This is a genomic window from Actinoplanes sp. NPDC023936 (genome assembly GCF_040639325.1).
Taxonomy (GTDB): domain Bacteria; phylum Actinomycetota; class Actinomycetes; order Mycobacteriales; family Micromonosporaceae; genus Actinoplanes.
Genome location: NZ_JBEZZR010000028.1, coordinates 96,520 through 120,031 on the forward strand (window position 1 = coordinate 96,520; position 23,512 = coordinate 120,031).

The following is a 23,512-nucleotide window of genomic DNA, read 5'->3' on the forward strand; positions in this document are numbered from 1 at the left end:
GAGAGCCACCCGCTGCGGAAGGTCATCGCGCGATCTCGTATCGTTCTGGTTGAAAACAGTGCAGGCGAGGGTCGGCTCCCGATCGGAGCCGGCCCTCGCCGTCTGTCACTTGATCTTCAGGGCCTTCGAGGTGGCCTTGCCGTCGAAGTGGCCGGCCCGCTTGGCGGTCACCGTCACGGTCAGCTTCTTGCCCTTCCAGGACTTCTTGAGCGTCAGCTTCGCGCCGGTGGCACCCTTGATCACCTTGCCGTTGAGCTTCCACACGTACTTGTAGGAACTCGCCGACGGCGACCAGGCACCCACCTTGACCTTCACCGTCTTGCCGGTCTTCACCGTGCCGGAGATCGACGGCTTCTTGGTGGCCTTCGGCGCGACGCCGTAGCCGACCGTCACCGCCGCCGAGGAGACCGCGGTGTCGGTGTGCCCGGTGGCCCGCGCGGTGACGATCACGGCGATGCGCTTACCGCGCAGAGAGGCCGGGATTCGGTACGTCGAACCGGTCGCCCCCTTGATCGCGACCCCGTTGGCGGTCCACTGGTAGCGGACCGACGCCGGCTTCGGGTTCCAGGTGCCGGCGGTGGCCCGCACGGTGAGCCCGACTGCCGCCTTCCCGGTGACCGAGGGCTTCGCCTTGACGCCGAGCTTCGGCATCGCCAGCACGTTGACCAGGTTGTTCATCTGAGCGGTCCGGCTGGCCGAGGAGTACGACGTGCCGACGACGTTCCACTTTCCGGGCGCCGCCTTCGTGACGTCGGCTTCCACCTTCATGTGGTTGCGGGTCGCCGACACCGACAGGACCCTGACCGGGATCGAGGCGTGCCCGCTGCGGGTCAGGCGCACCTTGTCGCCGCTGTGCAGCGAGGTGCCGGCGAGTTCGAACGTCGCCTTGCGGCCGGCGGTCACGTTGATCTGCTGGGCGGGGTAGAGCGAGTACGTGTTCCCGCCGCACAGCCCGGTGGAGCAGGTCGCCTGCACCGTGTAGGTCCGAGGGCTGCCGACGACGGTGGGGGCCAGCACGATCCGCGCGGTTCCCCGGGTCTGCCCGGCCGCGACCTTGGGCATGCAGTTGTACCCGCTGGTCTCCGTGCCGCCGCAGAGCGTCGCGGTCCCATCGGCGTTGAGCGTGTAGGGCCGGTCGGAGGACGCCTTCACCAGGAACCGATCACCGGCTTGGATCGGCACGATCTGGCACCAGCCCCGGTCCGCCGGAGTGAGCGTGACGCTCACCGGCCCGAAGCCGTAGGCGATCGAGGCCGGGCTGCTCGTGCAGTCCGCGGGGTCGTCGATGCTCCAGGTGTCGACCCCGTACATCGCGGGCAGGCTGGAGGTGAGGAAGTAGTAGGGCGCGGTGAGCTGGCAGGAGGAACCGCAGACCTGCAGTTCGCCGGCACTGTCGAAGTACCGGATCACCGGCGTGGGCACGGGATCGTTCTCGCCCGGGTACTCGGGCTGCCAGATCCGGCCCGTCGCCCGCGCGTTGATCCAGGAGAGTCCGGTGTTGAGGTAGCAGTGGATCTCACTGGCCGGCGCGAGCCTGCCCTCGGTGGCCGGGCCGCCGAAGTTCGTGGCGACCGGGTTCGCGCAGTTCCGGCCGGTGGCGTCGATCCGGCTGACATTACTGATGCTGCTGCGGTTGAACTCCGTGTACCGGTTCGAGCCCTGCAGCACGACCGTGTACTTCTCGCCCGGGGCGACGCGGCAGCTGAAGAGATCCTGGGTTCCGCTGTCCACCCGGTCGCAGGTCTCGGCGCCGGCCGAGTCGTAGATCCGAGCGCGCGCGTCCCCGCCGCGCCCGTCCGAGTTCACGCTGACGATCTCCCGCGCCGCGTGCCCGGCCGGGACGGTGTAGCAGGCCGCGAAGTGATTCTCGGTGACCTCGAAGCTCTTCCCGGCCGGCTTACCGACCGCGCTGGCCGGCAGCTCCGGGCAGTTGGTCTGACCGGTGAGCCGCTGCGCCGCGAGCAGGTAGGAGCGGCCGCCCGCGGGGATCGACTCCTGCATCGAGGCGATCAGACGGACCGGCTCGTTCTTGACCGCCTTGCAGCCCGCACCGAGCACGAGTTCCTTGTTGCCGCAGCCGAGCGGCCCGGACGGCTGGACCAGCCGCAGGTCAGGCACGTTGGAGCTATCCGCATCCCAGAGCGCGACCTGGTAGGAGCCGGCGCCACCGGCGATCTCCAGGCAGTCGATCTGACCGGCCACGGCGCTGGTGCCGCGGTACGGCTCAGCGGTGAAGCCCTGCCCGTCGGCGGCCTCGCAGCCACCGGCGGTGAACGGCACGACCGCCGTCGCGAACGGCACCGTGATCCCCTCGGCGACGAGCGTGTAGACGCCGGCCTTCAGGTCGCAGTATCCGCCGGCACACGCCACCGCGCCGGCCTCGTCGTAGACCCTGCGCTCGTGCCAGTCGTTCTGCTCGTCGATGGCCTCGATCAGATGCCAACCGGCGCTCCGCACGACGATCCGCCGGCAGTCACCACCGTCGAGCGGACCGGCCGGCGCGGCGCCGAAGGCACCCGCCGTCACCTCGGGACAAGCTGCCGGATCGACCGAGTCCGGAAGACCGGTTTGGATCACCGGGGCCGCGAGCGCCGCCGAAGCGGGCAGCGAAATCCCGGAGACGGCGACCGCCAAGGCCGCACCTATTGATATGAGCCATCGCCTCACGGCGTCCCCCGCGCGAGTTGAGTCTACTAAGCGCGGAGATCATGTCATCGATATGAACGACGGCCTATATGCGTTCCAGCATTCGGGAATGCGCAGCGCAGACTCGGGAACGCTCCCGTATCGACCTACAGCCGCGCCGCCGCGATCGCGTCCTCGACTTCGGGAAAAATCGCGAAATAGCGACTGAGTCCGACGGTCTCCAGCAACTGAGCCAGGAACGGATCGGCGCCGGCGAAGCTCAGCCATCCGCCCCGCGCCGCGATCACCTGCTTGCTCGTGATGAAGGCGCTCAGCCCGACCGAATCACAGAATTTCAGGGCGGTGAGATCCACGACGATCCTCGGCACCGGGCGCTCCAGCAGATCGGCGAGCGCGGTGTAGAGCCGGGCCGCCGTGTCGGCATCAAGTTCGCCGCACAGCTGGAGTACCGCTACGTCGGACCGGTACTCGATGACAATGGCGCGCATGAAATCTACGCTAGATCGACAGCTTCCCGACACATCGGACAAGACGTGCGTCAGCGTGTCGTGCGCTGCCCACGCAAACGGGCCGGACCCCACAGGGTCCGACCCGTTCGAAGGCTGAGCCGGAATCAGTCAAGCACAAGCGGCACAGCCCGTCGGCTCCTGGCGCGCCTCTTACAACTCGCGCCACTGCCAGCGTGGACCACGCCACGCGTCGGCCAGGATCATCGCTGACGCCCGGCCGGGACACTGCTGCACCTTGGACTTCCCCTCGGGGCCGCCCAGTTGGGCCTCGACCTCCCACGTCTCACCGTCGGTCCGGATGTAGACGTCGCGACGCTGGAGACGGAGATCGCCATTCCACCAGTGATGCTGAACTCTCACGTGTCAAATCTAGGACAGACATCGAAGCATCTGCGTGGGGCAATCCGCCGGAAGTTCCTCGCCGCCCGGTCGGAACCACATTGTCTGATCCGGTGGATTTGGGTCACGTGACTTGCGCTACTACCCACATCGCAGGGCCGTCCAAGATTCACTACAGAAAGTGATTACGCCATTGACCTGCAGCGAAACATCCGCGTTACACCGACCGGCACTGATCATGGAGAACGGCCGAACGGACGAGTCGGCGATCACATGGTCGGGGGATGCCCGTCAAGGCCACGCAGCGTAACAGACGGGGGAGAAAACAGAGAGCCCGGTCCGCGTCGGACCGGGCTCTTCCATTGGCGGTGGCGGCGGGATTTGAACCCGCGGAGGGCGTAAACCCTCACACGCTTTCGAGGCGTGCTCCTTAGGCCACTCGGACACACCACCGGGAAGTACTTTACGGGACGCGTGAGAGACCCTGACGCCGGGTCACCCATAACCCTGCGGCACCGCGCTGAACTGGCAAGATCGTCGCTATGGACAAGCGAAGCGGAGAGACCTCATGAGCGTGCACATCGGCGGCAAGCCGGGCGACATCGCCGAGCGGGTGCTGCTGCCCGGCGACCCGATGCGGGCCAAGTGGATCGCCGAGACGTTCCTCGAGGACGCGGTCTGTTACACCCAGGTCCGCGGAATGCTCGGCTTCACGGGCACCTGGAAGGGCGAGCGCGTCTCGGTGCAGGGCTCCGGCATGGGCATGCCGTCGGCCTCGATCTACACCCACGAGCTGATCAACGAGTACGGCGTGAAGTCCGTGATCCGGATCGGCTCCTGCGGCGCCCTCGCCGACGACCTGAACCTCGGTGACGTGATCGCCGCGATCGGCTCGTCGACCGACTCGAACATGAACCGGTATCGCTTCGAGGGCGTGGTCGACTACGCGCCGGTCGCCGACTTCGGTCTGCTGCGCACGGCCGTGGAGAAGGCGGAGGCGCAGAACATCCCGATCCGGGTCGGTCAGATCCTGGCCGGCGACACCTTCTACAACGACCGCCCGGAGATCTACGACCGGCTCGCCGACTACGGCGTCCTCGCGGTCGAGATGGAGTCCGCCGCCATCTACACGATCGCGGCCCGCTACCGCGCCAAGGCGCTGACCATCCTCACCGTCAGCGACCACATCCGGCGCGGCGAGGCGATGGACTCGGCGCAGCGCGAGAAGGGCTTCAGCAACATGGTCACCATCGGCCTCGACACGGCCATCGCGGGCGCTTAGGCGCCGGCTGGGCGGCCGGTCACTCCCCACCCCTCATCGGTACGGTCACCGGCCGCCCCTTCCGACCGGAAGAACTCGCGCAGACGAGCGGCGCACTCGTCCTCCAGCACACCCGAGTACACCTCGGGACGATGGTTGAGGCGCCGGTCCCGGACCACGTCCCAGAGCGAGCCGACCGCGCCGGTCTTCGGCTCCCAGGCGCCGAAGACCACCGTCGCCACCCGGGCCAGCACCAGCGCGCCCGCGCACATCGTGCACGGCTCCAGCGTCACCACCAGGGTGCAGCCGTCCAGCCGCCAGGCCCCGAGCCGGCCCGCGGCCTGCCGCAGCACCAGCACCTCGGCATGCGCGGTCGGGTCGCCGGAGAGCTCCCTTTCGTTGCCGGCCGCCGCCAGCTCGGTCCCGTCCGGGCCGAGCAGGATCGCGCCGACCGGCACGTCCGCCGGGGATGCGGACGCGACGGCAAGCGCGCGCCGCATCCACTCCTCGTGCTGTGCGCGACGGTTCACGCCTCGCGCAACTCCTCCATCTCGTCACCGCACCCGATCTTCTGGCAGATCTCCGCGGTCACGTCGGACGGCAGCATCCCCTCCATGCCGCAGAGCGCGAGCAGACGCTGCGCGCTCACGCCCAGGTCGCCGAGCAGCTCCGGGTCACCGATCGGGTCGGCGTCCGGCTCGGCCGCCGGCCGCTCCTCGTCCTCGTCGTCGCGGGCAGCCAGGTCGTCCAGCCCGAGCGCGGGTGTCTCCACCTCGCCGAGCAGCACCGATCCGATCCGGGACTCCTCGGCGAAAGCCGAGTCGGACGCGAAGACCCGCAGGTCCTCGCCCTCGTCCAGGCGCAGGATCGCGAGGTACTCGTCGTCGCTCTCGACGAACAGCAGCGCGAGGTCGGCGTCCGGCTCCGCATCGCGCAGCGCATCCACCACCTCGTCAATGTCGGCCAGGCCCGAAAGGTCCAGCTCCGACGCCGTCCACCCGCTCTTCGTCCGGCTGACGGCGGCAGCGAAAATCGACACGATTCCCCCAACGCGGTTCTTATCCTCAGCGCCTGACGGTAGCGGGTAGTACGGCGGGCGCATCGCGCCACGCCTTGCACGTGTGACGAAGTCAGTTCGCGGGACGACGGCGCGTCGCGATCAGCTCACGCAACCGCACGCCACGCATGCGTTGTGACGGGTCGGACTCGCGGACCGATTTCGCCTGCGCGAGAGCCGCCAGCAACGCCTGTCGGCGACGGCAGCGCTCGGGGTCGAGCCGTTCTGGCGAGGGGGCCATGAAGCCGAGAGTGCCCAGCCGGAGGGCATTCGTCAAGGGTCGATGGACAGTTCGGCAGACCCGCTTCCGAGCGCGACGAGAAGGGCACGAAAGGTGGTCACCGGAGGCCGGTTCTCACCACAGCGGCCAGTCGTTCGTACCGATCCATCGCAGCGCCACGAACGTCATCGCGACCGACAGGCCGAGGCCGCTCGCCACCGACACGCCGACCGCCACTCCGCGGTCGCCGATCACGGTCAGGAGCAGCGCGACGAGCCAGGCGCTGACCGCCGCCCCGATCGTCCACCACACGTACGACACGAGACCGCGCCCGAGGCTGCCGAAGATGATCAGCCAGATCGCCGCGGCGGCCAGCCCGCTGAGCACCCCACCGGCCGAGACCGGGTGCGGCTCGCGGTAGACCGGGCGGGGCGGACTCGACGCGAACGGCCGGTCCGAGGGCGGGAGGTAGCCGGGCGGCGGCGCGGACGCGGCCCAGATGCCCTGCCGGTCAGCCATTCCGGTTCCCCTCTCCGTGTCCCCCAGTCACCGGGGCCTGACACCTGCAGCGTATCCAGCGCGACTCGGCGGTGCCCTGTCGCTTCTGTCAGGATGGCTCGGTGCGCTACCTCCGTACCCTCTCTGGTCTGACCCTGATGGCCGCCTGCCTGGCCGGATGCGGCGGCGCAGCCGGTACGGGATCGCCTGCGGCGACGCCGCACTTCGTGGAACCCACCTCGGCCGCCGCACCGACCGCGGCGACCGCGGCGGCGAACCCGCCCGCCGCGAGCCCGGCGACCGCCGCGAGCCCGGCCCCGGAAAGCGCCGCCGCGACGAGCGCGAGCCCGAGCGCGGCGCCGAAGGCACAGCAGGTGAAGTACGTCTTCCCGGTCGACGCGTCGAACGTCGACTTCCACACCACGCACTCGAAATACCCGGCGACCGACCTCTTCGTCGACTGCGGCGAGCGGTTCGTCGCCACGACCAGCGGGGTGGTCCTGGAGATCAGCCTCACCGACAGGTACGTGAAGGGCAGCCCGGACGGCCCGAACAACGGCGGCCTGTCGGTGTCGATCCTCGGTGACGACGGGGTGCGCTACTACGGCTCGCACCTGAGCAAGGTGCAGTCCGGGATCGAGGCGGGCGCCCGGGTCGAAGCCGGGCAGCTGCTGGGCATGACCGGCAAGACCGGTAACGCCAACAACGTGTGCCACGTGCACTACGGCATCTCGCCGCCGTGCGCCGAGACCGGTGACTGGAAGGTGCGGCGCGGCGTGATCTGGCCGGCCACCTTCCTCACGTCGTGGCGCAAGGGCGGGCAGAAGAGCCCGGTCGCGACAGTCGAGGCCTGGGAGAAGAAGAACGGCTGCAAGGCGTGAGGGTCGCGGTCGTCGGGCTCGGCCTGATCGGTGGTTCGCTGCTGCGGGCACTCGCCGCGGCCGGCCACGAGGTGACCGGTTTCGACGCCGACTCGGCAACGCGCGAGGCGGCCCGTGCGGCAGGGTTCCGGATCGCCGGCTCGGTTGCCGGGGCAGCGGCGGGCTCGGAGCTGACCGCTCTGGCCGTACCCCTGCCGGTCCTGCCGGAAGTGATTCCGCAGCTTGCCGGCGCCGACGGCCTGGTGACCGACGTGACCTCGGTGAAAGGTCCGGTGCGGGACCTGATGAAGGCGCATGGCGTGCGGAGGTTCGTGGGCGGGCACCCGATGGCCGGCAAGGAGACGTCCGGTTTCGCGGCGTCCGAGAAGGATCTGTTCGCCGGGTGCGCGTGGGTGCTCTGCCTGGAGCCGCACGAGACGGATTTCGGCGACTGGCTGACGCTGGCCCGGCTGTTCACCGGGATGGGCGCGCGCGTGGTGCCGGTGACCGCTGCCGAACATGACACGGCGGCCGCACAGATCAGCCACGTGCCGCATCTGTTCGCCGCCGCGCTGGCCGAGCAGATCGTGGCGAACCCGCTGGCCGGCGCCCTGGGAGCGGGGTCGTTCCGGGACGGGACCCGGGTGGCCGCGACGCGACCCGAGCTGACCGCGGCGATGTGCGGCGGCAACCGGGACGCGGTGCGGACGGAGTTGCACCGTTTGATCGGGGTCCTGGAGGAGATGTCCGGCGCGCTGGATTCCGACGATCCGGTGTCGGCGCTGGTCCCTCATCTGCGGCTCGGCGCGCAGGCCCGGCGGGCCTGGCCGGCCACGCCCGGCCGGCCGGAGAAGGTCCCGGCCACCACTCAGAGCCTGCTGGATCTCGGACGATCCGGCGGATGGGTGACGTCGGTGGGCGACACCGATGTTGTCGCATTGCGGCCAGAGGCAGCATTGCGGCCAGAAAGTGACCGCAACAGCTCCTAACGTGAGGTGTCAGCACGACGCCACCCCACGAGGAGTCGATATGCCCGGTCAGGTCGGTCCGATCGCCAACGAGCAGGAGGGCCTGCTCGCGTACCTCGCCCAGATGCGTTACGTGCTCAGGCTGACCGCTCACGGGCTCACCGAGGAGCAGCTGCGGTCCGCCGCCAGCGCGAGTGAGCTCACCGTCGGCGGTCTGATCAAGCACTGCGCCGCCACCGAGGAGAGCTGGATGACCACCGTCCGGGGCGAGCCGCAGCCGGTCGACTACGGCGCTTACGCGGCGAACTTCGCGCTCGCCGGCGGGGAGACCATCGACGACGTCCTCACCCGGTACGACGTGATCGCGGCCGCCACCGAGAGGACGGTGCGGGACCTCGCGAACCTCGACCATCCGGTCCCGATCGACCACTCGGTGCCGTGGAACCCGAAGGACGCCGACTTCTGGTCGCTGCGCTGGGTGCTCCTGCACCTGATCCAGGAGACCGCGCGGCACACCGGGCACGCCGACATCATCCGGGAGAGTGTGGACGGGGCCACGGCGTACCCGTTGATGGCGGCCGCCGAAGGCTGGCCGGAAACCGACTGGCTGAAGCCCTGGAAGAAAGCGTGAGCTAAGGCTTCTCACCCCGGTCCAGGCGGATCACGCGACGGTCGGTGACGATCGCGGTGACCAGGTCGTGCGGGGTGATGTCGAAGGCCGGGTTCACCGCGTCGCCGAAAGCGGTGACCTCGGCCGCACCGCGGTCCTCGATCTCCACCCGGTCGCCGCTCGGCGTGTCCAGGTCGACCGTCGTCTCCGGCGCCACCACGATGAACGGGATGCCGGCCCGCCACGCGCCGAGCGCGTGTGAGTAGGTGCCGACCTTGTTGATCACGTCGCCGTTGGCGCAGATCCGGTCCGCGCCCAGGATCACCGCGTCGATCTCGCCGCGCGCCATCAGGAACGGCCCGGCCGAGTCCACCGCCACCCGGTGCTCGATCCCCCACTGGGTCAGCTCCCAGGAGGTCAGCCGGGCGCCCTGCAGCAGCGGCCGGGTCTCGCTCGCGATCACCCCGGCCAGCCGCCCGCGCCGGTGCAGCTCGCCGACCACGCCGAGCGCGGTGCCGATGGTGACCGCGCAGAGGCCGCCGGTGTTGCAGTGGGTCAGCATCCGTGGCCGCTCGCCGCAGAGCGCGGTGACCAGGTCGGCGCCGAGGACCGCCATCGCCTGCGACGCCGCGATCTCGGAGTCCCGGATCGCGCAGGCCTCGGCGAGCACCGCGTCGGGGCCATAGGGCAGCAGCCGGGCGGCACGTTGCGCTCCGCGGGCCAGGTTCACCGCCGTCGGGCGTGCGGTTTCCACCTTGTGTACGGCCACGGCCAGCGCCGCCGGGTCGTCATGATGGACGCGCGCCGCCAGCGCCACCCCGAACGCGCCCGCGACGCCGAGAGCCGGGGCGCCGCGCACCGCCAGCGACTGGATCGCCGCGATCAGCTCGCCCACCGTGTGCAACCGGAGAACACGCAGCTCACCCGGGAGAGCCGTCTGGTCGATGATCTCGACGGCGCCGTTCACCCAATCGATCGTCCGCATTCCGCTGAGCTTAAGCGCCTAGTCTGACGGGATGGCATCCCGTGATCCGGTCGCCGATCTCCGGCGCATCGCGTTCCTGCTGGAGCGGGCGAACGAGGCGACGTACCGGGTGAAGGCCTTCCGCTCGGCGGCCGCGGCCGTCGCGAAGACCCCGCCGGACGAGCTGGCCGAGCGTGCCGCGGCCGGGACCCTGGCGAAACTCGCCGGTGTCGGCGACGTGACCGCCCGCTGTGTCACCGAGTCACTGGCCGGTGAGGAGCCGGTCTACCTCCGCCGGCTGGTCAGCACCGAGGGCAGTGACCTGCCGGCGGCGGCCACGGCGTTGCGGGAGGCGCTGCGCGGCGACTGCCACGTGCACTCGGACTGGTCCGACGGCGGCTCCCCGATCGAGGAGATGGCGCTGGCCGCCGCCGAGCTGGGCCACGAGTACTTCGTGCTCACCGACCACTCGCCCCGGCTCACCGTGGCCCGCGGCCTGACCGCCGACCGGCTGCGCCGCCAGCTCGACCACGTGGCGAAACTGAACGAGCTGATGCCGGACGGCTTCCGCATCCTCACCGGCATCGAGGTGGACATCCTGGAGGACGGCTCGCTGGACCAGGAGGACGAGCTGCTGGAGCGGCTCGACGTGGTGGTCGGTTCGGTGCACAGCAAGCTGCGTGACGAGTCGCCCCGGATGACCCGGCGGATGGTGGCCGCGCTGGCCAACCCGCACCTGGACATCCTCGGGCACATGACCGGGCGGAAGGTGTCCGCGAAAGGTGCTGGCGACGCCGCGCACCGGGCCGCGCGCACCCGGCCGCCGAGCACGTTCGACCTGGAGAAGGTGCTGGCCGCGGCGATCGAGAACGGCAAGGCCATCGAGATCAACTCGCGGCCGGACCGGCTCGACCCGCCGAAGCGGATGCTCACCGTGGCGGTCGAGGCGGGCTGCCTGTTCAGCATCGACACCGACGCGCACGCGCCGGGTCAGCTGGACTGGCTGGAGTTCGGCTGCGAGCGGGCGGCGCTCTGCGACGTGCCTGCGGACCGGGTGGTCAACACGTGGACCGCCGACGGCCTGGTGGAGTGGACCCGCTCGCACACGTGACTCCCGTAGGGTCGGCGGGGTGGGACGAATTGACGACATCGCCAACCGTTACGTCGATGAGTGGGCCGCGCTCAACCCCACCGGGGCGACAGCGGTCGGCATCTCCGGGTACGACGACAAGACCGACGACCTCTCGCCGGAAGGCTTCGCCGCGCAGGCCGAGCTGACCCGCCGCGCCATCAACGACCTGGACGTGGCCGACCCCGAGCACGAGTCGGAGGAGGTCGCGAAGGAGGCCATGATGGAACGCCTCGGCCTGGAGCTGGCGCGGTACGACGCCGGTTACACCGCGACCGAGGTCAACGTCATCACCAGCGCCCTGCACGGGCTGCGGATGGTCTTCGACATGATGCCGGCCGAGGGCGAGGAGGCGGTCGCCAACATCGCCGCCCGGCTGAACGCCATGCCCCGGGCCCTGGACCAGTACCGGCGGACCCTCCTGGAGGGCGCCGCGGCCGGTCAGGTCAGCGCCCGCGCGCAGTTGCTGGCGGTGGCCGAGCAGTGCGTGGCGTGGACCGACCCGAACCGGGACGACTTCTTCCACGGCCTGACCCGGCGTCTGGAGGCGTCCGGCGCCCTCGCCACCGAGCTGCGCCGGGGGGCGGAGGCCGCGACCGCCGCCACCGCCGACTTCGGCACGTTCCTGATCGACGAGATGGCCCCGCGCGGCCGGGACAAGGAAGCCGCCGGCCCGGAACGCTACGCGCTCGCCTCGCAGTACTTCCTGGGTGCGAAGGTCGACCAGGAGGAGACGTACCACTGGGGTTTCGCCGAGCTGGACCGGCTGGAGCGGGAGATGCGCGCGGTGGCCGGCGTGATCGCCGGCCGTGGCGCCACCGTGGACGAGGCGGTCGCGCGGCTGGACGCCGACCCGGCCCGCAGCATCGCCAGCAAGGAGGAGTTCCGGGACTGGATGCAGGCCCTCTCCGACCGGGCGATCAGCGAGCTGAACGGCACGCACTTCGACATCGAGCCGCCGGCCCAGAAGCTGGAGTGCTGTCTCACCCCGACCAGCGACGGCGGCATCTACTACACCGGTCCGAGCGAGGACTTCTCCCGGCCGGGCCGGATGTGGTGGGCCGTGCCGGAGGGGCAGACCTCGTTCTCCACCTGGCGTGAGGTGACCACCGTCTACCACGAGGGCGTTCCCGGCCATCACCTGCAGACGAGCCAGGTGCTGCTCCGGGCCGACTCGCTGAACCGCTGGCAGCGGCTGCTCTGCTGGTGCTCCGGGCACGGCGAGGGCTGGGCCCTGTACGCCGAGCGACTGATGGACGACCTGGGATATCTGACCGACCCCGGCGACCGTCTCGGCATGCTCGACGGGCAGGCGCTGCGGGCCGCCCGGGTGATCGTCGACATCGGTATGCACCTGGAGCTGGAGATCCCCCGGGACAACCCGTTCGGCTTCCACCCGGGTGCTCGGTGGACGCCGGAACTGGGCTGGGAGTTCCTGCGGGCGCACACCCGGCAGCCCGAGGACGTCCTGCGGTTCGAGTGGAAGCGGTACCTGGGCTGGCCGGGGCAGGCGCCGTCGTACAAGGTCGGCGAACGGATCTGGCTGCAGGCCCGGGACGAGGCGAAGATCCGCAAAGGCAGTGATTTCGACCTCAAGACCTTCCACCGGGACGCGCTCAACCTCGGCTCGCTCGGCCTCGATCCACTCCGAAAAGCACTGGCGAGGATTTAAGTCATTAGGGTCTCTCCGCGCCGAAATCGGGACGGAGAGGCCCACCTTTATGTACGCGCATGACCACGCTCCGTTAATTGTTAGCCCAGAGCAATTAGGGCGACACTTTGTGTGAACACAAGCTGGGGAAGACGTAACAAATCCGAAGTAGAACTCATATTCACGTGCCACCCGGGGTGTGGATACCATCTGCGCGGCGCTCGTCACTCCAACTCCCGGGCCCCCATGGACAGGGCCTTCTCAGTTATGACCCGATCATGGACGTCCGTACAGGCGAGTCGGCAGCGTCGCGTATCCCCCGATCAGCCGAGACAACTCTGACCCTTGGAAAGGGGTTTTACGAGGTTTTCTCGGATAGATTGACCCAGATCGGTGCGCCCGCATGGCTACTATCCGTAGTCAATTGATGGCCCATCGCGTGTGCATGGCGGAGGACTAAAGCAATGTCAGTCTCGGTGAACAGCCGGCGAGCCCGTTTACGCTCCGCCCTCGCGGTGGTGCTGACGGTTCTCGTCCTGCTGCCTGCCGCAGCCCTGTTCCTGCGGGTTCTGGACGACAACACGGAGCAGCGGGACCGGTTGATGCTCGAGAATCAGGGCGTCGAGTACCTGATGGCGCTCTCGCCGCTGGTCAGCGCCCTGGCCGAGTCCCAGTCGTCGGCACTGCAGGGCGTCTCCGCGGAGCCCGCCTCGCTGACGGCCGCGGTGGCCCGCGTGCAGGACGCCGACGCGCGTCTCGGCGAGGCCCTGGACACCTCGGAGCGCTGGGCCGGCCTGAAGGAGAAGATCGGCCGCCTGCCGAACGCCACCGGCGACGCGGCGAGCATCTACGAGGCCCACGTCGAGGTCTCCGACCTGACGCTCGCCCTCTACAGCGCGGTTCGCGAGAACTCCACGCTGAACCGTGACGAGGAAAGCGACGTCTGGTTCCTGCAGCAGGCCGCGGCCGTCGACATGCCGGAGGCGGTCACCGCGGTGAGCCGGATGGGCGACACCGCGAACCTGGTCGCCGCCGCGAAGGCCAAGCAGCGGGCCCCGCTGAACATCCGGTTCGGTTACGAGGTCCTCGCCGTCCAGGACGCCGGTGACGAGCTCACCGACAACCTGCAGGCCGCGGTGGAGGACACCGAGAGCGCGACGCTCGCCGGCAACCTGGTCTCCAACCTGAACTCGTTCAAGCGCGGCATCGAGGACGCCAACCGTGGCGCCAACTTCGGCGGCACGCCGAACGTCTCCGCCATGGTGACCGCCCAGAGCACCCTGCAGACCGCGCTCAACGCGCTCTCCGGCGTCGTGCTCAAGGAGATGAAGACGCTGCTCGACGACCGCATCGACGCGCTGAACTACCGCCGGGCCGAAGCCTGGGGCCTGCTCGCCGTCGCCGTCGCGCTGATCGTGGTCGCCACGTTCTGGACCCGGGCCCGCGCCCGCCAGGTCACCGACTCGATCGACGACGCGCCGAGCCGCGACGTCTCCGTCCAGGGCGACGCCGGTGCGAACCCCTACAGCGGCCCCAACCCGTACGACCAGGCGCCGAACTACGGCGAGATCCCCAACTACGGCGACAACGCTACGCGGCGGGAGCGTTCCGGTGCTCTTCGGTAGGTTCCGCATCCTGGGCAAACTTGCCCTGCTGGTGCTCGTTCCGCTGCTCGGGGTCGTCGGCCTCAGCATCCCGGTCATCTACGAGCGAATCGATGCGGCACGCATCGCCCAGGAAACGTCCGACACCGTCCTGCTGGCCACCGAGGTCAGCTCCACCCTGATCGAGATCCAGGAGGACCGGCTGCTCGCGGTCGGCTACCTCCTCGGCGTGGTCGATCGCCCGACCTTCGTGGTGCAGAGCAGCGAGGCCGTCGAGTCGCTGGCCAAGCTGGCCGACAACGAGGACCTGTCGCAGGACCTGCGCCGCACCATCGCTGGCGCCGCGAAACTGAACGTGACCCGGCAGAACGTCCTCAACAACGCCGTCACCAGCGTGGCCGCGGTCGTGGAGGACTACAACGAGGTCATCACCCCGCTGATCGACGGTCTCGGGCTGACCACGAACGCCGACCTCACCACCAGCGTCGGCCGGCAGGTCTACGCACTCGAACGCGCCATGCGCTCCGACGACCTGATCGGCCAGGCGTCCTGCTACCTGGCCGCCGCGGTGATCTTCGGCAAGGACCCGCAGGCCGCGAGCCTGCTGCTGAGCGCGTTCAGCTCGACGTTCAGCCAGATCGAGTCGATCATCTCGACCTCGAAGGTCTACTTCACCGACGCGCAGTACAAGCTGTACATCAACACCCAGGACGCGTTCCGGTCCCGCGTGGGCGACGAGTTCCAGACGGCGCTCACCACGAACCCGACGCAGGCCCTCCGGGACCTCGACGTCAAGACGCTGTTCCCCTCGCTGCAGTCGGTCACCGTCCTCGGTAGCTTCGTCGAGAAGCGCGTGGCCAAGGACGTGGACATCATCACCACCGACAACCGGGAAAGCGCCATCCGGCAGGCGATCCTCATCGGTGGTGGCTCGTTCCTGCTGCTCATCCTGGTTATCACGCTGAGCATCTTCATGGCCCGCGCGGTCGCCCGGCCGCTGCGCCGCCTGACCGTCTCCGCCGACCGGATCGCCCGCGCGGCCGAGTCCGAGCTCGAGCGTGTGGCTGACGACGAGGGCGAGGCCCAGGTCCGCCCGATTCGACTCGACGCGGTCGACGTGGAGGCCCGGGACGAGATCGGTGACCTGGCCCGCGCGTTCGACCGGGTGCAGACCACCGCCGCCCGGCTGGTGGAACGCCAGGTGGTCGGCCGCCGTAACGTCGCCCAGATGTTCGGGCACGTCGGCCGGCGTACCCAGAACCTGGTCGGCCGCCAGCTGTCGCTGATCGACTCCCTGGAGCGCAAGGAGACCGACAGCGACCGCCTGCGCGAGCTCTACCGTCTGGACCACATGTCCAGCCGTCTGCGCCGGAACGCGTCCGCGCTGGTCGTGCTCTCCGGTGGCGCCGGCGCGAACGAGCACATGGCGCCGCTGCCGCTGCAGGACGTGGTCCGTCTCGCCCTCGGTGAGATCGAGGACTACACCCGTGTCGAGGTCGACGTCCCCGAGGACATCGTCGTGGTGCCGGCCGTCCTGGCCGACCTCACGCTGCTCCTCGCCGAGCTGCTGGAGAACTCCACCGCGTTCTCCCCGCCGCACACCACCGTGACCGTCACCGCCGAGGAGCTGCGCGGCGGCGCCCGTCTCGCGATCATCGACCACGGCCTTGGCCTCGCGCCCGAGCGTCTGGCCGAGGAGAACGCGCGACTGACCCGCCGTGAGCGTCTCGACCTGGCGCCCACCGAGGTTCTCGGCCTGTTCGTGGTCGGCCGTCTGGCCCGCCGGCACGGCATCGAGGTCACGCTGACCGACACCCCGGACGGCGGTCTGACCGCCTGGGTCGACCTCAACCCGTCGCACCTCATCTCCCGGATGGAGAACCTGAGCGCGGCTCCGGCTCCGGCGTTCCCCGCGCCGGCCGCCCCGCCGCAGATCCAGGCGCCCGAGGTGCCGGTCCCCGCGGCCGCGGCCTGGTCCGGAGCGCTGCGTGGCAACACGACCGAGGTCGCGATCGCCAGCGCCGGCGTCCGGCAGGTGCCGGGCAGCGCCCAGCCGTTCGACCCGATCGTCCTGACCCGGGCCACCCAGACGCTGGAGACCGGCCACTCGTGGAACGCGTTCGCGCCGCAGCCGGTCTCGCCGGCCGTCGACGTCAACGCGCCGGTCTACGACGCCGAGCCGATCTACTCGCCCGGTGTCGCGTACCAGGAGCCGTCCGCCCCGATCTACTCGGAGCCGATCCCGTCGTACGACAGGGGCATCCCGGTCGCGGGCCGGGGTCCGGCCGCGCTGCCGGAACTGCCGTCCGCGCCGACCGCCGGGACCTCCTGGAACACCGAATCCCCGGTCCAGGCGAGCTGGAACGAGACCGGCCACAGCGAGACCTCATTCAGCCGCAACGAAGCACAGCCGGCGTGGAACTCCCCCGTTCCCGCCGTGGAGGCCCCGATGGCTTCTGCCATTCCCCCGGAGGCCCCCCAGCTTCCGCAGCAGCGCACCGCGGACACCTTCGGAAACACTCCGGCAGGCCACACGTCGGCCGGCCCGGAGCCGGTCGCGCCGTCCGCGCCGTCCGGCCGTAACGGGTCCGCCCCGCTGCGCCGCCGGGTTCCCGGCAGCCAGCTCCCGATCGAGACCGCCCCGCAGCAGCACGCCGCGGCGCCCTCTCAGGACGACGCCCTCGCGGCGCGTGCCGCCTTCGACGCGTTCGAGGCGGGCGTCTCCCGGGCCGAGTTCGACGCCGGCGACACCAGCGTCTCCATGCCGGCGCCGCAGATCAGCCAGCCGGACTGGAACACCCCGGCCCCGCAGGCCGAATGGAACACCCCGGCCCCGCAGGCCGAATGGAACACCCCGGTTCCGCAGGCCGAGTGGAACACCCCGGCCCCGCAGACCGAGTGGAACACCCCGGCCCCGCAGGCCGGCCAGCCGGAATGGAACACCCCGGCTCCGGCCGCCAGCAGCCCGGCGTGGAACGTTCCGGTGGCGGATCCCGCGCCGCCGGCTCCGCCGACCACGCCCGGCAGCATGCCGCTGACTCGTCGCGTACCCGGCGCCACCCTGCCGAGTGACGAGCCGCACCGTCCGACCCCGCCCCCGGCCCCGGCCCAACTGGACCCGGAAGCCGCGCGGGCTCTGATGGATCAGTTCGAGTACGGCGTCGCACTCGCGCTGAATGAAAGCCAGCCACAACACGAGGGACAACCGCGATGACTTCCCCTTATGCTGCCGCACAAAGCCAGCTCAGCGCTGAAGCCAAGACCTTCAACTGGCTGCTGGACTCCTTCACCTCCGGTACCGCGGGTGTGATCGAGGCCATCGCGGTCTCCTCGGACGGCCTGCTGATGGCCATGTCCGCGATCAAGGACCGGCCGAACGCCGAGCGCCTCGCGGCTGTGGTCTCCGGCCTGACCAGCCTCGCCGGTGGCGCCGCGAGCTGGTACCGGCTGGGCGCCCTGAACCGGGTCATCATCGACATGGCCGACGGGTACCTGCTGGTCACCGCGATCAGCGCCGGCTCGGTGCTCGGTGTGATCGCCGACCGCAGCGCGAACCTCGGCACCCTCGCGTACGAGATGACGCTCTTCGCCACCCGCGCCGGTGGCGCACTCAGCCCGCGCCTCATCGCCGAGCTCAAGAACGCCGTCCAGCAATGACCTACCCGGGCCCCGACGACGCAGTACCACCGGCGCGGCCCGGGATCCGGCCCTTCCTGCAGTCCGGTCCGCAGCACTCGGCCGGCGGCTACACCCCCACCGGGGAACACCCCCCGGTCGAGACGTCGACCAATGCTCTGCGCCCGTTCGTCATCACGTCCGGGCGAACCGATGGAGGAGACCCCGACATCGGTATGGAAACTCAGGTGACGGTGGTGCCCGGCGCGCCACCGTCGCGGCTATCTCCGGAAACCAGGGCGATCGTGTCTCTCTGCGAAGAGAGCCCGATCTCGGTCGCTGAGATCTCCGCTCGGCTGCGCCTGCACCTGGGCGTCACCCGAATCCTCGTCGGTGACCTGCGGGCCACCGGCCAACTGGACGTCCACGTCCTGGAAAACGACACACCTGACCCCGAGACCATCATGCGAGTGATCCGTGGACTTCGATCCATCAGCTAACCGCGTCGTCGGTACCGCGCGCATACCCGGCGCTCCAGCGCCCAAGAAGGCGCCGGTCCCGGTAAAGATCATCGTGGCCGGCGGCTTCGGTGTCGGTAAGACCACGACGGTCGGCGCCATCTCCGAGATCTCGCCGTTGACCACCGAGGCCGAGATGACCTCGGAGTCCGTTGGTATCGACGACCCCGGTCAGGCCACGATGAAGACGGGCACGACCGTCGCGATGGACTTCGGTGTCCTGACCATCGACCAGACGCTCAAGCTCTACATCTTCGGCACCCCGGGCCAGACCCGTTTCGCCTTCATGTGGGACGACCTGGTGCGAGGTGCCCTGGGCGCCCTGGTTGTGGTAGATACGAACCGAATAGACGACTGTTATCCGGCTGTCGACTACTTCGAGCGCGCTGGGCTTCCGTTCGTGGTCGGCATCAACACCTTCAACGGGCAAATGAGCTACAGCGTCGACGAGGTGCGCTGGGCGCTGGCGGTCCGCGAGGACGTGCCGGTCATCTCGTTCGACGCCCGTTTCCGGGCGTCGGTGCGGGACGCGCTGCTCGTCGTCCTGGACCAGGCCCTCGATAAGGCGATCCGGATGAAGACGTCGTAGGGTGTGCGCTGGTCGCCCGGGGACAGTTCCCAAACCGGCCCCGGCGGGGGCACAGTTGGGGTACCGGGCGACCGCGTGAGGAATGAGGACGGTGACCGTGCGAGGCGGACTGGACGACGCGCTCGACAAGCTCGCCCGGCGTGACGAGCTCAGGCGCCGCGCCAGCGGAGAGACTCCGAGCACTCCGCCGGCGGTGACCGAGCTGGTCGAGGCGATCGCCGGAGTGATCTCCCGCCACCCCGAGCTGGCTGTCACGGTCGGCGTCGAGGGCGCCGGCGATCCGGTGCTGCTCCACTTCGGTTTCGCCGACGGTGTCGTCCAGGTGAGCGCGGACAACACTGTCGCGGCCCGGGCCGCCGAGGCCCCGCCGAAACACGCCGATTTCGAGATCGTTGTGGACGCGGAGCCGGTCTACGAGGCGGAACCCGCCTACGAGGCCCCGCAGCCCTATGCGGCTCCCCAGCCTTACGATCCTCCGCAGGCCTATGAGCCTGCGCAGCCCTATGAGCCTCCGCGGGCCTACGAGCCGGAACCGGCCTACCAGGCGCCGGCCGAGCCACCACGGGCCAGCCGCGACGACCAGGACCGCTTCGGCCCGACCGATTTCGATTACCAAGAGCCGCCCACGGCCGAGCGCCCGTTCGTCTCACCGGCGGCACCCTTCGCCGATCAATACGCCGAGCCGGTCCCGCATCCCTTCGCGGCGACGCCCCCTCCCCCCGTTCCACCCCAGACCCCTTTCCAGTACGGGTCCTCGCACGGTTACGGAGAGCCGCCCTACTCGGGGCCCCCGTTCCAGCCCGAGTCCAGCTACGCGCCCACCCGGCCCGCACCCGAGCCGGCGCAGAGCTCGCCGCAGGCCGCGTTCATCTCCCCGCAGCCGCAGCCCGACTCCGCTTTCGCCGCCCCACAGCCGCAGCCCGAGTCCGCTTTCGCCGCCCCGCAGCCGCAGTCCGCTCACTCGCAGCCGCCCGCTCAGCCCCACGTCGCGCCGCAGCAGCCGGCCCAGCCGGAGCCGGCCGCTCAGCCCGGCTTCCCGCCGCCGCTCGCGAAACCGATCCCGCTGCAGGTGGAGCGCCCCGAGGAGACCGAGCAGGCCGCCCGCCGCCTAGCCGCCCTCCTCCGCGACGACCCCACCCTCCTCGACGCCCCGCACGACTGAAAACTTCACGCTGCGCAATCACACGAATGCGGTCCGGAGTTAACTGCTTTCCCACCAAAGCGGATGAAACGCGCCCGCTTTCGGCCCCATGGCGTCGCCTGAGATGTCTGGGATGGACCTTTCGGCCGACTTCCATCGTCGTTCCGCTCGCGGCCCTTGAGTCACGCTCCGTAGCTACTTAATGTCCTATTACGTCCGCGAGCGCACCCACCCCGCTCCACGGGCATCACGACCGTGACCAGGACCGGGGAAGGCTCGCCATGCAGCGCGAAGTTCATCTGATCGGCGGCACCCGCTCCGAGGCCATCCGGCTCGCCCCCGTCGCCCTCGCCATGCGGGACGCCGGTCTGCTCCAGCCGATCATGCTCGCCGCCGGACAGCACACCACCACTGTCACCCGGACCCTCGCCGCGTTCGGCCTGGTGCCGGACATCACCGTCGCCGCCGCGGCCGAGCGAACCGCCGGCAGTCCGGACGACACGCTCCCCGGGTTGATCCAGGAACTCGACGAGCTCTGGTCCGTGCGTACCCCCGCCGCCGTGATCGTGCAGGGCGACACCACGGTGAGCCTGGCCGGCGCGCTTGCCGCGTTCTGGCGCCGCGTCCCGGTCGTCCATCTGGAAGCCGGCGTGCGCTCCGACGACCTCGGCTCGTCATCCCCGCAGGAGGCGAACCGCCGCCTGCTCGCCCAGATGGCGACGCTGCACCTGGCGCCCACGCCGCTGGCCGCGATGAACCTGCTGGACGAGCAGATCGCACACACCGACGTGCTGGTCACCGGCACCACCGTGGTGGACGCGACGCTCGCCGTGACCAGTCGCCGGATGCCGTTCCAGAACGCCGCTGTCGCCGCGGCCCGCCAGGACAGCACGAACCGCCTGGTGCTGGTCACCGCGTACGGCAGCGGGTCCGGAAATGATCCGCTCGGGCACATCCCGGCCGCGGTGCGGGAGCTGGTCGGGCGTCACCCGGACGTCGAGGTGGTGCTGGCGACTCGCCCGGATCAAGCAGCACAGACCGCGGCGGAGGGCACGCTCGCCGGCGTTCCGCGGGTCACTGTCACCGGCCCGCTGTCGTACCCGGACCTGTCCCGGCTGCTCTGTGAGGCCTACCTGGTGCTCACCGACTCGGACGGCATCGCCGAGGAGGCCACCGCGTTCGGCGTTCCGACACTGGTGCCGCGCGACGGCGGGGAGCCGGCGCTGTCGCTCACCGCGGAGCGCGTCAAGACGATCGGCTCGGACACCGAGGGGATCGTCGCCGAGGCGTCCGCGCTGCTGGACAGCCGGTTCCGCCGGGATGCCATGGCCGCCGGCAATACCCCGTACGGTGATGGGCTCGCGGCCCGGCGCACCGCGCAGGCCGCCGCCGCGCTCCTGGGTCTCGCACCCGCCCCCGACGCGATGCCCGTCTCGGTGAACGTTCTTTCCTCGGGAGCTCACGCCTGATGAACGCCGTGGATTTCTGGGTACGGTCCTGGACCTCCGGCGACCTGCCCGCCGCACGCAAACTACTCACGCCCGGCGTCGAAGCCGAATGGAACCTCGACGCGCCCGTGGACGACGAGGAACTGCTGCAGGTCATGAGCCGGATCGCCGCCTTCGCCGACCGGATCGAGGTGATCGCCCGGACCGACTCGGTCGACGGCTCGGCCATCGTCTACGACCTGACCGCGCCGTTCGGCACGGCCAGGCTGGTGGAGTTCCTCGATGTGGAGGACGGGACGATCAACGAGGTCAGGCACGTGTACGACGTGACGGCCGTGGACCGGTTCTTCCCCGGGCTCTACGACAATTAGGCCGCTAACTGTCCTGAATCGTCGGTAGCGTGCGGGGCATGCCTTACGACTTGCAGATCGTGGTCGACAGCAGTGACCCGCACACGCTCGCGGACTGGTGGGCCGAGACCCTGGACTGGCAGGTGGAGCCGCAGGACGAGACGTTCATCTCGGATGCTGTCGCCAAGGGCTACGCCAGCGAGGAGGACACCAAGCGGCACCACGGCAAGCTGGTGTGGCGCACCGGCGGCGCGATCGTCCACCCGGACGGCGCCGGGCGCAGCCGGATTCTCTTCCAGGCGGTACCCGAGCCCAAAACGGTGAAGAACCGGATGCACGTGGACGTGCGGGTCGGCGACGAGAACCGGGAGGCGGCGCGCGACAAGCTCGTCGGGCGCGGCGCCACGTTCGTCCGGGCCGGTCAGCAGGGCCCGTTTTCCTGGTTCGTGATGACCGACCCGGAGGGCAACGAGTTCTGCCTCACCTGAGCGACCGCGGAGGCCGCCGAAGCGTCTCGCCGTCAACCGATCAGCCGATCAGCCGATCGATATCAGCGCGAAGATCGGTAACGTCATTCCCAGGCCGTGATCTCGATGATCGGGCCAGCCTTGTCATGCATATGCCCGAAATTCTACATTCATCCGCCATGCGTCATTCTCCAGATCGGGAATGGCCAGTCTTCGGTATATCGAGGTTCATAAAAACTCTCCCGCAGTGTTAATTCGACTGCGCAGACTCGCTATAACCGATCACCGCAGCCCACAGCGATCTCCAGGGCATCTTTGCAGTTAAATGGTCAAGTATGCGAGGGGAATAGCGCGTCGGCTGCCAGCGGCTCTTATCCAGCGCTGACCCCTTTAAACAGTGATCTGAGTCTTATAAAAGCGACGAAGCCGATGGTTAGCTTTCCACTACGAACAGCGAGATCGGGCCATCGAAGGGTTCGGCCTCGCTGTGGGGGTGGCTAAGTCCGTGCCGAAGGACTTGGCACCTCTCGAAGAGGAGGGCCGGGATGGTCTACGAAGGAAGCATCGTCCGCTACGACCCCGCCGTTCCTATGTCCGCGCGGGACTATTCACTGGAGCGGGCACTCGTCACCTCAGCAGCGCGCATGGCGACGCGGGCGGAGTTGCTCTCGCTCACCGTGCGGTCGGCAATCCAGATCGCCAGCACGATCTACTACGAGGTGCAGGTCGCTCAAAAGACGTTCCGGATCCAGCTGGAAGCGGCGATCGCCACAACGCAGATGGAGAAGGCCTACCAGGTCGGCGAGCGCATGGACCACCTCATCCGACGGGCCGAGTCCCAGTTCTCCGACCCGGAACTGCGAGACATCTACCAGAACGCGGTCCGCCAGTGTTACCGCGCAACGATGGAGGGCTGGGCGAACCGCCGATAAAAAGCACCTCGTCCACCGAAGTGGGGGGGGGGGGGGGGGGCGGGGGGGGGGGGGGAGGGGTGTTTTTTAGAGAAGGGGGGGGGGGGGGGGGGGGTGTGGGTGGGGGTGTGTGTTGTGGGGTGGGGGTTGGTTTTGG

The 23,512-nt window shown here is 69.5% G+C and carries 24 protein-coding genes and 1 tRNA gene; 16 read left to right on the plus strand and 9 right to left on the minus strand.

Going from position 1 to position 23,512, the window contains the following annotated elements; genetic code table 11:
- Nucleotides 1–105: 105 nt before the first annotated feature.
- The 4 genes from AB0F72_RS29520 to AB0F72_RS29535 all read right to left on the minus strand — a co-directional run bounded on the left by AB0F72_RS29520 (nucleotide 106) and on the right by AB0F72_RS29535 (nucleotide 3,947).
- Nucleotides 106–2,634 carry a hypothetical protein gene (locus tag AB0F72_RS29520; RefSeq protein WP_360437631.1) on the minus strand — a complete coding sequence of 843 codons (2,529 nt, stop codon included), beginning with the start codon at nucleotides 2,632–2,634 and terminating at the stop codon, nucleotides 106–108.
- Nucleotides 2,635–2,792: 158 nt separating this feature from the next.
- Nucleotides 2,793–3,134, minus strand: a complete 342-nt coding sequence (locus tag AB0F72_RS29525; protein ID WP_360437634.1) for an STAS domain-containing protein — start codon at nucleotides 3,132–3,134, stop codon at nucleotides 2,793–2,795.
- A gap of 171 nt (nucleotides 3,135–3,305) precedes the next feature.
- On the minus strand, nucleotides 3,306–3,515 hold the full coding sequence (locus tag AB0F72_RS29530; protein WP_014447961.1) for a hypothetical protein: 210 nt from the start codon (nucleotides 3,513–3,515) through the stop codon (nucleotides 3,306–3,308).
- A gap of 342 nt (nucleotides 3,516–3,857) precedes the next feature.
- Nucleotides 3,858–3,947, minus strand: a tRNA-Ser gene (locus AB0F72_RS29535).
- Between the two features lie 115 nt (nucleotides 3,948–4,062).
- Here AB0F72_RS29535 and deoD point away from each other — a divergent pair.
- On the plus strand, nucleotides 4,063–4,776 hold the full coding sequence (gene deoD, locus AB0F72_RS29540) for a purine-nucleoside phosphorylase (RefSeq protein ID WP_360437637.1): 714 nt from the start codon (nucleotides 4,063–4,065) through the stop codon (nucleotides 4,774–4,776).
- Here the strand turns inward: deoD and AB0F72_RS29545 are convergent.
- The 4 genes from AB0F72_RS29545 to AB0F72_RS29560 all read right to left on the minus strand — a co-directional run bounded on the left by AB0F72_RS29545 (nucleotide 4,773) and on the right by AB0F72_RS29560 (nucleotide 6,551).
- Nucleotides 4,773–5,285, minus strand: a complete 513-nt coding sequence (locus AB0F72_RS29545) for a nucleoside deaminase (RefSeq protein WP_360437640.1) — start codon at nucleotides 5,283–5,285, stop codon at nucleotides 4,773–4,775. The two genes, deoD and AB0F72_RS29545, sit on opposite strands and share 4 nt — an antisense overlap.
- Entirely contained in the window at nucleotides 5,282–5,794 is a 513-nt protein-coding gene (locus AB0F72_RS29550; protein WP_360437643.1) for a tRNA adenosine deaminase-associated protein, read from the minus strand. The genes AB0F72_RS29545 and AB0F72_RS29550 overlap by 4 nt, the downstream gene beginning before the upstream one ends.
- A 91-nt stretch (nucleotides 5,795–5,885) precedes the next feature.
- Nucleotides 5,886–6,053, minus strand: coding sequence for a hypothetical protein (locus AB0F72_RS29555; protein ID WP_360437646.1), 168 nt, complete (start codon nucleotides 6,051–6,053; stop codon nucleotides 5,886–5,888).
- A 114-nt stretch (nucleotides 6,054–6,167) separates the two neighbouring features.
- A complete protein-coding gene (locus AB0F72_RS29560) occupies nucleotides 6,168–6,551 on the minus strand; it encodes a hypothetical protein (RefSeq protein WP_360437649.1) in 384 nt (127 codons plus the stop codon).
- A gap of 101 nt (nucleotides 6,552–6,652) precedes the next feature.
- On the opposite strand from AB0F72_RS29560, the gene AB0F72_RS29565 reads away from it, so the two are divergent.
- Genes AB0F72_RS29565 through AB0F72_RS29575 form a run of 3 tightly spaced genes read left to right on the plus strand, consistent with a single transcriptional unit; the run spans nucleotide 6,653 to nucleotide 8,989 of the window.
- Entirely contained in the window at nucleotides 6,653–7,411 is a 759-nt protein-coding gene (locus AB0F72_RS29565; RefSeq protein ID WP_360437652.1) for a M23 family metallopeptidase, read from the plus strand.
- Nucleotides 7,408–8,379, plus strand: coding sequence for a prephenate dehydrogenase/arogenate dehydrogenase family protein (locus tag AB0F72_RS29570; protein WP_360437655.1), 972 nt, complete (start codon nucleotides 7,408–7,410; stop codon nucleotides 8,377–8,379). Before AB0F72_RS29565 ends, AB0F72_RS29570 begins: the two co-directional genes overlap by 4 nt.
- Before the next feature lie 40 nt (nucleotides 8,380–8,419).
- Complete coding sequence (locus AB0F72_RS29575) at nucleotides 8,420–8,989, plus strand: DinB family protein (protein WP_360437658.1); 570 nt, start codon at nucleotides 8,420–8,422, stop codon at nucleotides 8,987–8,989.
- Between the two features lies 1 nt (nucleotide 8,990).
- On the opposite strand, the gene mtnA is transcribed toward AB0F72_RS29575, so the two are convergent.
- Nucleotides 8,991–9,953 carry an S-methyl-5-thioribose-1-phosphate isomerase gene (mtnA, locus tag AB0F72_RS29580; protein ID WP_360437661.1) on the minus strand — a complete coding sequence of 321 codons (963 nt, stop codon included), beginning with the start codon at nucleotides 9,951–9,953 and terminating at the stop codon, nucleotides 8,991–8,993.
- 31 nt (nucleotides 9,954–9,984) lie between these two features.
- Here mtnA and AB0F72_RS29585 point away from each other — a divergent pair, with 31 nt between their 5' ends.
- From AB0F72_RS29585 to AB0F72_RS29640, 12 genes are all read left to right on the plus strand, one after another.
- Nucleotides 9,985–11,043, plus strand: a complete 1,059-nt coding sequence (locus AB0F72_RS29585) for a PHP domain-containing protein (RefSeq protein WP_360437664.1) — start codon at nucleotides 9,985–9,987, stop codon at nucleotides 11,041–11,043.
- A 19-nt stretch (nucleotides 11,044–11,062) separates the two neighbouring features.
- Nucleotides 11,063–12,733, plus strand: coding sequence for a DUF885 domain-containing protein (locus AB0F72_RS29590; RefSeq protein ID WP_360437667.1), 1,671 nt, complete (start codon nucleotides 11,063–11,065; stop codon nucleotides 12,731–12,733).
- A gap of 443 nt (nucleotides 12,734–13,176) precedes the next feature.
- On the plus strand, nucleotides 13,177–14,337 hold the full coding sequence (locus AB0F72_RS29595; protein ID WP_360437670.1) for a hypothetical protein: 1,161 nt from the start codon (nucleotides 13,177–13,179) through the stop codon (nucleotides 14,335–14,337).
- The gene (locus AB0F72_RS29600; protein ID WP_360437673.1) at nucleotides 14,324–17,530 is read left to right on the plus strand and encodes an ATP-binding protein; all 3,207 of its coding nucleotides are present in this window, start codon (nucleotides 14,324–14,326) and stop codon (nucleotides 17,528–17,530) included. Before AB0F72_RS29595 ends, AB0F72_RS29600 begins: the two co-directional genes overlap by 14 nt.
- The gene (locus tag AB0F72_RS29605) at nucleotides 17,527–17,973 is read left to right on the plus strand and encodes a roadblock/LC7 domain-containing protein (RefSeq protein WP_014447974.1); all 447 of its coding nucleotides are present in this window, start codon (nucleotides 17,527–17,529) and stop codon (nucleotides 17,971–17,973) included. The genes AB0F72_RS29600 and AB0F72_RS29605 overlap by 4 nt, the downstream gene beginning before the upstream one ends.
- A complete protein-coding gene (locus AB0F72_RS29610; protein WP_360437678.1) occupies nucleotides 17,970–18,431 on the plus strand; it encodes a DUF742 domain-containing protein in 462 nt (153 codons plus the stop codon). The genes AB0F72_RS29605 and AB0F72_RS29610 overlap by 4 nt, the downstream gene beginning before the upstream one ends.
- Nucleotides 18,409–19,038 carry an ATP/GTP-binding protein gene (locus tag AB0F72_RS29615; RefSeq protein ID WP_360437681.1) on the plus strand — a complete coding sequence of 210 codons (630 nt, stop codon included), beginning with the start codon at nucleotides 18,409–18,411 and terminating at the stop codon, nucleotides 19,036–19,038. Before AB0F72_RS29610 ends, AB0F72_RS29615 begins: the two co-directional genes overlap by 23 nt.
- A gap of 91 nt (nucleotides 19,039–19,129) precedes the next feature.
- Entirely contained in the window at nucleotides 19,130–20,200 is a 1,071-nt protein-coding gene (locus tag AB0F72_RS29620; RefSeq protein ID WP_360437684.1) for a hypothetical protein, read from the plus strand.
- A 260-nt stretch (nucleotides 20,201–20,460) separates the two neighbouring features.
- On the plus strand, nucleotides 20,461–21,648 hold the full coding sequence (wecB, locus tag AB0F72_RS29625; protein ID WP_360437687.1) for a UDP-N-acetylglucosamine 2-epimerase (non-hydrolyzing): 1,188 nt from the start codon (nucleotides 20,461–20,463) through the stop codon (nucleotides 21,646–21,648).
- Nucleotides 21,648–21,998: a hypothetical protein gene (locus AB0F72_RS29630; RefSeq protein WP_360437690.1), complete on the plus strand. Its 351-nt coding sequence runs from the start codon at nucleotides 21,648–21,650 to the stop codon at nucleotides 21,996–21,998. Before wecB ends, AB0F72_RS29630 begins: the two co-directional genes overlap by 1 nt.
- Before the next feature lie 38 nt (nucleotides 21,999–22,036).
- Entirely contained in the window at nucleotides 22,037–22,465 is a 429-nt protein-coding gene (locus AB0F72_RS29635; protein WP_360437693.1) for a VOC family protein, read from the plus strand.
- A gap of 524 nt (nucleotides 22,466–22,989) precedes the next feature.
- Entirely contained in the window at nucleotides 22,990–23,376 is a 387-nt protein-coding gene (locus tag AB0F72_RS29640) for a hypothetical protein (protein WP_360437696.1), read from the plus strand.
- Nucleotides 23,377–23,512 lie beyond the last annotated feature (136 nt).

Coding starts and splice junctions, on each gene's coding strand:
- wecB (WP_360437687.1), top strand. CDS start 20,461: ATGCAGCGCGAAGTTCATCTGATCGGCGGCACCCGCTCCGAGGCCATC.
- AB0F72_RS29635 (WP_360437693.1), top strand. CDS start 22,037: ATGCCTTACGACTTGCAGATCGTGGTCGACAGCAGTGACCCGCACACG.
- AB0F72_RS29525 (WP_360437634.1), bottom strand. CDS start 3,134: ATGCGCGCCATTGTCATCGAGTACCGGTCCGACGTAGCGGTACTCCAG.
- AB0F72_RS29585 (WP_360437664.1), top strand. CDS start 9,985: ATGGCATCCCGTGATCCGGTCGCCGATCTCCGGCGCATCGCGTTCCTG.
- AB0F72_RS29610 (WP_360437678.1), top strand. CDS start 17,970: ATGACCTACCCGGGCCCCGACGACGCAGTACCACCGGCGCGGCCCGGG.
- AB0F72_RS29560 (WP_360437649.1), bottom strand. CDS start 6,551: ATGGCTGACCGGCAGGGCATCTGGGCCGCGTCCGCGCCGCCGCCCGGC.
- deoD (WP_360437637.1), top strand. CDS start 4,063: ATGAGCGTGCACATCGGCGGCAAGCCGGGCGACATCGCCGAGCGGGTG.
- mtnA (WP_360437661.1), bottom strand. CDS start 9,953: ATGCGGACGATCGATTGGGTGAACGGCGCCGTCGAGATCATCGACCAG.
- AB0F72_RS29630 (WP_360437690.1), top strand. CDS start 21,648: ATGAACGCCGTGGATTTCTGGGTACGGTCCTGGACCTCCGGCGACCTG.
- AB0F72_RS29640 (WP_360437696.1), top strand. CDS start 22,990: ATGGTCTACGAAGGAAGCATCGTCCGCTACGACCCCGCCGTTCCTATG.
- AB0F72_RS29605 (WP_014447974.1), top strand. CDS start 17,527: ATGACTTCCCCTTATGCTGCCGCACAAAGCCAGCTCAGCGCTGAAGCC.
- AB0F72_RS29595 (WP_360437670.1), top strand. CDS start 13,177: ATGTCAGTCTCGGTGAACAGCCGGCGAGCCCGTTTACGCTCCGCCCTC.
- AB0F72_RS29575 (WP_360437658.1), top strand. CDS start 8,420: ATGCCCGGTCAGGTCGGTCCGATCGCCAACGAGCAGGAGGGCCTGCTC.
- AB0F72_RS29555 (WP_360437646.1), bottom strand. CDS start 6,053: ATGGCCCCCTCGCCAGAACGGCTCGACCCCGAGCGCTGCCGTCGCCGA.